This is a genomic window from Streptomyces viridochromogenes, assembly GCF_001270495.1.
GTDB classification, from domain to species: domain Bacteria; phylum Actinomycetota; class Actinomycetes; order Streptomycetales; family Streptomycetaceae; genus Streptomyces; species Streptomyces viridochromogenes_A.
This window is the reverse complement of sequence record NZ_LGUR01000047.1, coordinates 1-4,725: the sequence shown is the minus strand read 5'-3', so window position 1 is coordinate 4,725 and position 4,725 is coordinate 1. Positions and strand designations below refer to the sequence as shown.

Below are 4,725 nucleotides of genomic sequence, written 5' to 3'. Positions count from 1 at the left end.
CTGGGTTGATAGGCCGGATCTGGAAGCACGGTAACGTGTGGAGGTGACCGGTACTAATAGGCCGAGGGCTTGTCCTCAGTTGCTCGCGTCCACTGTGTTAGTTCTGAGACAACGACCGTTGTCGGCTTTGAGCAGAACATAAAAGAAGAGTGTGCTTGTTCGCTCGAAACCATTAGGGTTTCGGTGGTTATAGCGTGAGGGAAACGCCCGGTTACATTTCGAACCCGGAAGCTAAGCCTTACAGCGCCGATGGTACTGCAGGGGGGACCCTGTGGGAGAGTAGGACGCCGCCGAACAATCTTTGGGAAGGACCCCTGGTCACCAGCGTTCAGCTGGGACCAGGGGTCCTTTTGTTTTTACAATGCTTGCAGTACCGAAGACAGGAGTCACCGATGTCCACCAACTCTCCCGACGACCGACCGGAGCGCGACCAGCGGCGACGGGACAGTGGTGACCGCGGCGATCGTGGCAACCAGGGCGAGCGCGGCGGGTTCCGTCGTGACAACGACCGTGGTGGCAGCGGCGCCGGTCGTGGTGGCAGCGGCGCCGGCCGTGGCGGGTATGGGCGACGTGATGACCGTCGTGACGACCGCCGGGGCGATGACCGCGGTGATCGGGGTGGCTTCCGTCGCGATGACAACCGCGGAGGGTACGGGCGTCGCGACGACCGGCGTGATGACCGCCGGGGGGACGACCGTGGTGACCGGCGTGATGACAGGCGGGATGACCGCCGTGGTGGCGACGACCGAGGGGCTCGGCCGCCGTTCCGGCGCGATGACCGGCCTGCTGGGCCCCGTCGCGACGACCGCGATCGTGGTTTCCGGCGCGACGGTGACCGTCCTGCCTTCCGCCGCGACGACCGTGGCGAACGGCGGGACGACGACCGCGGTGGCTTCCGGCGTGATGACAACCGTGGGGGTTACGGCCGCCGGGATGACCGCCGCGATGATCGTCGTGACGACCGCCGGGGTGATGACCGTGGCTACGGCCGTCGTGACGATCGCCGCGACGGCGGTGACCGCGGCGACCGAGGTGGGTTCGCTCGGCGTGACGACCGTGACCGTGGGTTCCGTCGTGACGATCGCGGTGATCGCGGTGATCGGGGTGGCTTCCGTCGCGATGACAACCGTGGCAGCTACGAGCGCCGTGATGATCGGCGTGATGACCGCCGGGGGGACGACCGTGGTGACCGCGGTGGGTTCCGTCGTGACGACCGGCGTGATGACCGTCGCGACGGTGGCGACCGCGGGGATCGTGGTGGCTTCCGTCGTGATGACAACCGGGGCGAGCGCGGTGGGTTCCGTGGGCGGGACGACCGGCGGGACGACCGTGGCGGGCGCGGGCCCCGCAGGGATGACCGGGGTGGACGGCCCGGTGGGTTCCGTGGGCGGGACGACCGACGCGGTGGTGACGACCGGCGTGGTGGCGGTCGGTTCCGTGATGAGCGGGATCGTGACCGGGACCGCGAGCCGATCAAGCGGCTGCCGATCCCCGAGGACGTCACGGGCGAGGAGATCGACAAGGACGTACGGCAGGAATTGCAGAGCCTGCCGAAGACGCTCGCGGACGATGTCGCCAAGAACCTGGTGATGGTCGCGCGGCTCATCGACGAGGACCCTGAGGGTGCCTACGGCTACTCCAAGGTGGCCCTGCGGCTGGCGTCGCGTGTCGCTGCCGTACGTGAGGCGGGCGGGTTCGCGGCGTACGCGAACCAGAAGTACGCCGAGGCGCTTGCCGAGTTCCGGGCCGCGCGGCGGATGACCGGGACCGTGGATCTGTGGCCGCTCATGGCCGACTGCGAGCGTGGGCTCGGGCGGCCGGAGAAGGCGCTGGACATGGCCGGTGCGCCCGAGGTGCACAAGCTGGACAAGGCCGGTCAGGTGGAGATGCGGCTCGTCGCGGCCGGCGCCCGGCGTGACCTGGGGCAGCTGGACGCGGCCATCGTGACGCTGCAGAGCCCCGAGCTCGCCTCCAACGCCGTACAGCCGTGGACCGCGCGGCTTCGGTACGCGTATGCCGACGCGCTGCTGGCCGCCGGGCGGCGGGGTGAGGCGCGGGAGTGGTTCGCCAAGGCCGTCGAGGCCGACAAGGACGGCAGCACGGACGCCTCCGACCGGCTCGCAGAGCTGGACGGTGTCGAGTTCGTCGACGCCCTTGACGAGAACGAGGACGAGACCCAGGGCAACGGTGACGAGGAGGCTGCGGCCGGGCCCGATGAGGGCGACAAGGAGTAGGCGACGTGTGAAGTGAAGGGCGGGATTCCGGACAGGGATCCCGCCCTTCGGCGTTCAGAGGTCCAGTGCGCGCAGCACCAGGCCCGAGGCCGGCTTCGGGCCGAACGACGTCGACTTGCGGGGCATCGTGACGCCCTGGCGGGCGAGGTCGCGTACGACGTCCTCGCGGACCGGGTGCATCAGGACGGCCGTACCGCCGTCGCGTTCCGCCTTTCTGACGGTGGCGGCGGTGTCGTGGATGTAGGCGATGCGGGTGGGGTCGTCCTCGGGGATGTGCCAGACGTGGGCGAGGAGGGTGGCGTGCAGGACCGTCGCGTCCAGGGTGCGCCAGGCGGTGGGGCGGTCGGCGGGGACCGTGCGGTCGAGAAGGGCCGGGTCCGGGTGGTCGACGAGGTGGAAGGCGCCGTCTCCGGCGAGGAGGTAGGCGTTGCCCGTGCAGGCCGCGTCGGCCAGCGCCTCCAGGGCCTCGGACAGGGGGACTTCGAGGCGGCGTACGCGGAACAGGCCGTCGAGGGCGGCCAGGGCGTCCGGCACGGGCATGTCGTGCAGGAGGCGGTGGATGGCGCGGACGCGGAGGGGGTAGCGGGCCGTGTCGACCAGGAGGACGAGACCGTAGTCCCAGGGGCTGGGCGAGGGGTGTTCCGCGCGTAGCCGGCGGTATGTCGCCCAGCGGTGGTGGCCGTCGGCGATCAGGGCCTGGTGGCGGGTCAGGTCGGACTGGACGCGGGCCAGGTCGGCCGGGTCGGTGAGCGACCACAGGCGGTGGTTGAAGCCGTCCTCCGTGGTGGTCGAGAAGAGCGGTGGGCGCTCGACCGTGCGCTCGATGACGGCGGTCGTGTCGGTCGCCGTGCCGTTGCCGCGGTAGGTCAGCAGCAGGGGTTCGAGGTTCGCGGACGTGGCGCGCATCAGGGCCGCGCGATCGGCGACCACGTGCGGCATGACGTCCTCGTGCGGCAGGACCAGGCCCTCCGCGGGCTCCGTCACGCGCAGGGCGCCGATGATGCCGCGCTGGAGCATGCCGTCGCCGTCGTGCTGCTCGTAGACGTAGAGACCGGGCTCGGAGTCGGTGGTCAGTACGCCTTCGGAGAGCCAGCGGCGCAGGGTGTCGGCCGCCTGTTCGTTGCGGGCGCTGGGGGTGCCGGCCTGGGGGAGGATCAGGCGGACGATGTTGTACGGGTCCGAGTCCTGGAGCTGGTGCAGGCCGTCGGGGCGGACGACGACGTCGTACGGAGGGGATGTCACGGCGGCCAGGCTGCCGACCCGGTCGGGGTCGTAGCGAAGCCCCCGGAACGGGGTCAGTTCGAGGCCTCGGCGCGCCGTTGCTTCCGGGTGACCTGCTGTGTTCATCCCGGCATCGTACGGGTGTCAGTGGCATGGGGGATGATCGGGGGAAAGCCGTCGAACGAGGAGCGATGCGGAATGAGCCAGAGCGTCAGGACGAGGCCCGAGGGCAGTGGCCAGGCCCTGAGCGAGGCGTACGACACGGCGCTGCTCGACCTCGACGGTGTGGTGTACGCGGGCGGCAACGCGATCGCGCATGCCGTCGACTCGCTCGCCGTGGCCCGTGCGGGCGGGATGCATCTCGCGTACGTCACGAACAACGCCCTGCGGACTCCCGACATCGTGGCCGCGCATCTGACGGAGCTCGGCATACCCACCGGGGCGGACGATGTCATCACCTCGGCGCAGGCGGTCGCGCGGCTGATCAGTGAGCAGGTGCCGGCGGGCGCCCGGGTGCTGGTGATCGGTGGGGAGGGGCTGCGGGTGGCGCTGCGGGAGCGCGGGCTGGAGCCCGTCGAGTCGGCGGACGACGATCCGGCGGCGGTCGTGCAGGGCTTCGGCGGGCCCGAGCTGCCGTGGGGACGGTTCGCGGAGGCTTCGTATGCGGTCGCGCGCGGGGTGCCCTGGTTCGCGTCCAACACCGACCTGACGATTCCGAGCGGGCGGGGGATCGCGCCGGGCAACGGTGCGGCGGTGGAGGTCGTACGGATTGCCACCGGTGCCGAGCCGCAGGTGGCGGGCAAGCCGTTGCCGCCCATGCACCGCGAGACGATCCTGCGGACGGGTGCCGAGCAGCCGCTGGTGGTCGGGGACCGGCTGGACACGGACATCGAGGGGGCGTTCAACGGGGAGGTCGACTCGCTGCTCGTGCTGACCGGCGTGACCGACGGCGCCCAGCTGCTCGCCGCGCCGCCGCAGCACCGGCCGACGTATGTCGACGCCGATCTGCGGGGCTTGCTCACCGGGCAGCCGGACGTCGTGCCGGACGGGGACGGATTCCGGTGCGGTGGCTGGACGGCGGCCGCCGGGGCGGAGCGGCTGGAACTCGACGGTGACGGTGAGGCCTTGGACGGGCTGCGGGCGTTGTGTGCGGCGGCCTGGACCGCGGCCGGGGACGGTTCCTGCGGGCTGGACGCGGGGAAGGGGCTGGCGCGACTGGGGTTGTGACGTCGGGGGGGGGAGGTGTTGCGGCTGGGGCTGTGACGTCGGG

At 71.0% G+C, this 4,725-nt stretch carries 3 protein-coding genes and 2 rRNA genes; 4 read left to right on the top strand and 1 reads right to left on the bottom strand.

The window, feature by feature from the left end; translation table 11 throughout:
* The 3 genes from ADK36_RS07325 to ADK36_RS49415 form a co-directional block, all read left to right on the top strand.
* Positions 1–77: ribosomal RNA gene (locus ADK36_RS07325) — 23S ribosomal RNA — on the top strand; the annotation flags it as partial.
* 102 nt (positions 78–179) lie between these two features.
* Positions 180–296 (top strand): 5S ribosomal RNA (rrf, locus tag ADK36_RS07320).
* A gap of 1,185 nt (positions 297–1,481) precedes the next feature.
* The gene (locus ADK36_RS49415) at positions 1,482–2,234 is read left to right on the top strand and encodes a hypothetical protein (protein ID WP_199830128.1); all 753 of its coding nucleotides are present in this window, start codon (positions 1,482–1,484) and stop codon (positions 2,232–2,234) included.
* A gap of 54 nt (positions 2,235–2,288) precedes the next feature.
* On the opposite strand, the gene ADK36_RS07305 is transcribed toward ADK36_RS49415, so the two are convergent.
* Positions 2,289–3,581, bottom strand: coding sequence for a DUF1015 domain-containing protein (locus ADK36_RS07305; RefSeq protein ID WP_048587418.1), 1,293 nt, complete (start codon positions 3,579–3,581; stop codon positions 2,289–2,291).
* A gap of 72 nt (positions 3,582–3,653) precedes the next feature.
* On the opposite strand from ADK36_RS07305, the gene ADK36_RS07300 reads away from it, so the two are divergent.
* Positions 3,654–4,682, top strand: coding sequence for an HAD hydrolase-like protein (locus ADK36_RS07300; protein WP_048587417.1), 1,029 nt, complete (start codon positions 3,654–3,656; stop codon positions 4,680–4,682).
* Positions 4,683–4,725 lie beyond the last annotated feature (43 nt).

What these genes read in the sequence shown, in the direction of transcription:
- ADK36_RS07305 (WP_048587418.1), bottom strand. Translation starts at nt 3,581, where the DNA reads ATGAACACAGCAGGTCACCCGGAAGCAACGGCGCGCCGAGGCCTCGAA.
- ADK36_RS07300 (WP_048587417.1), top strand. Translation starts at nt 3,654, where the DNA reads ATGAGCCAGAGCGTCAGGACGAGGCCCGAGGGCAGTGGCCAGGCCCTG.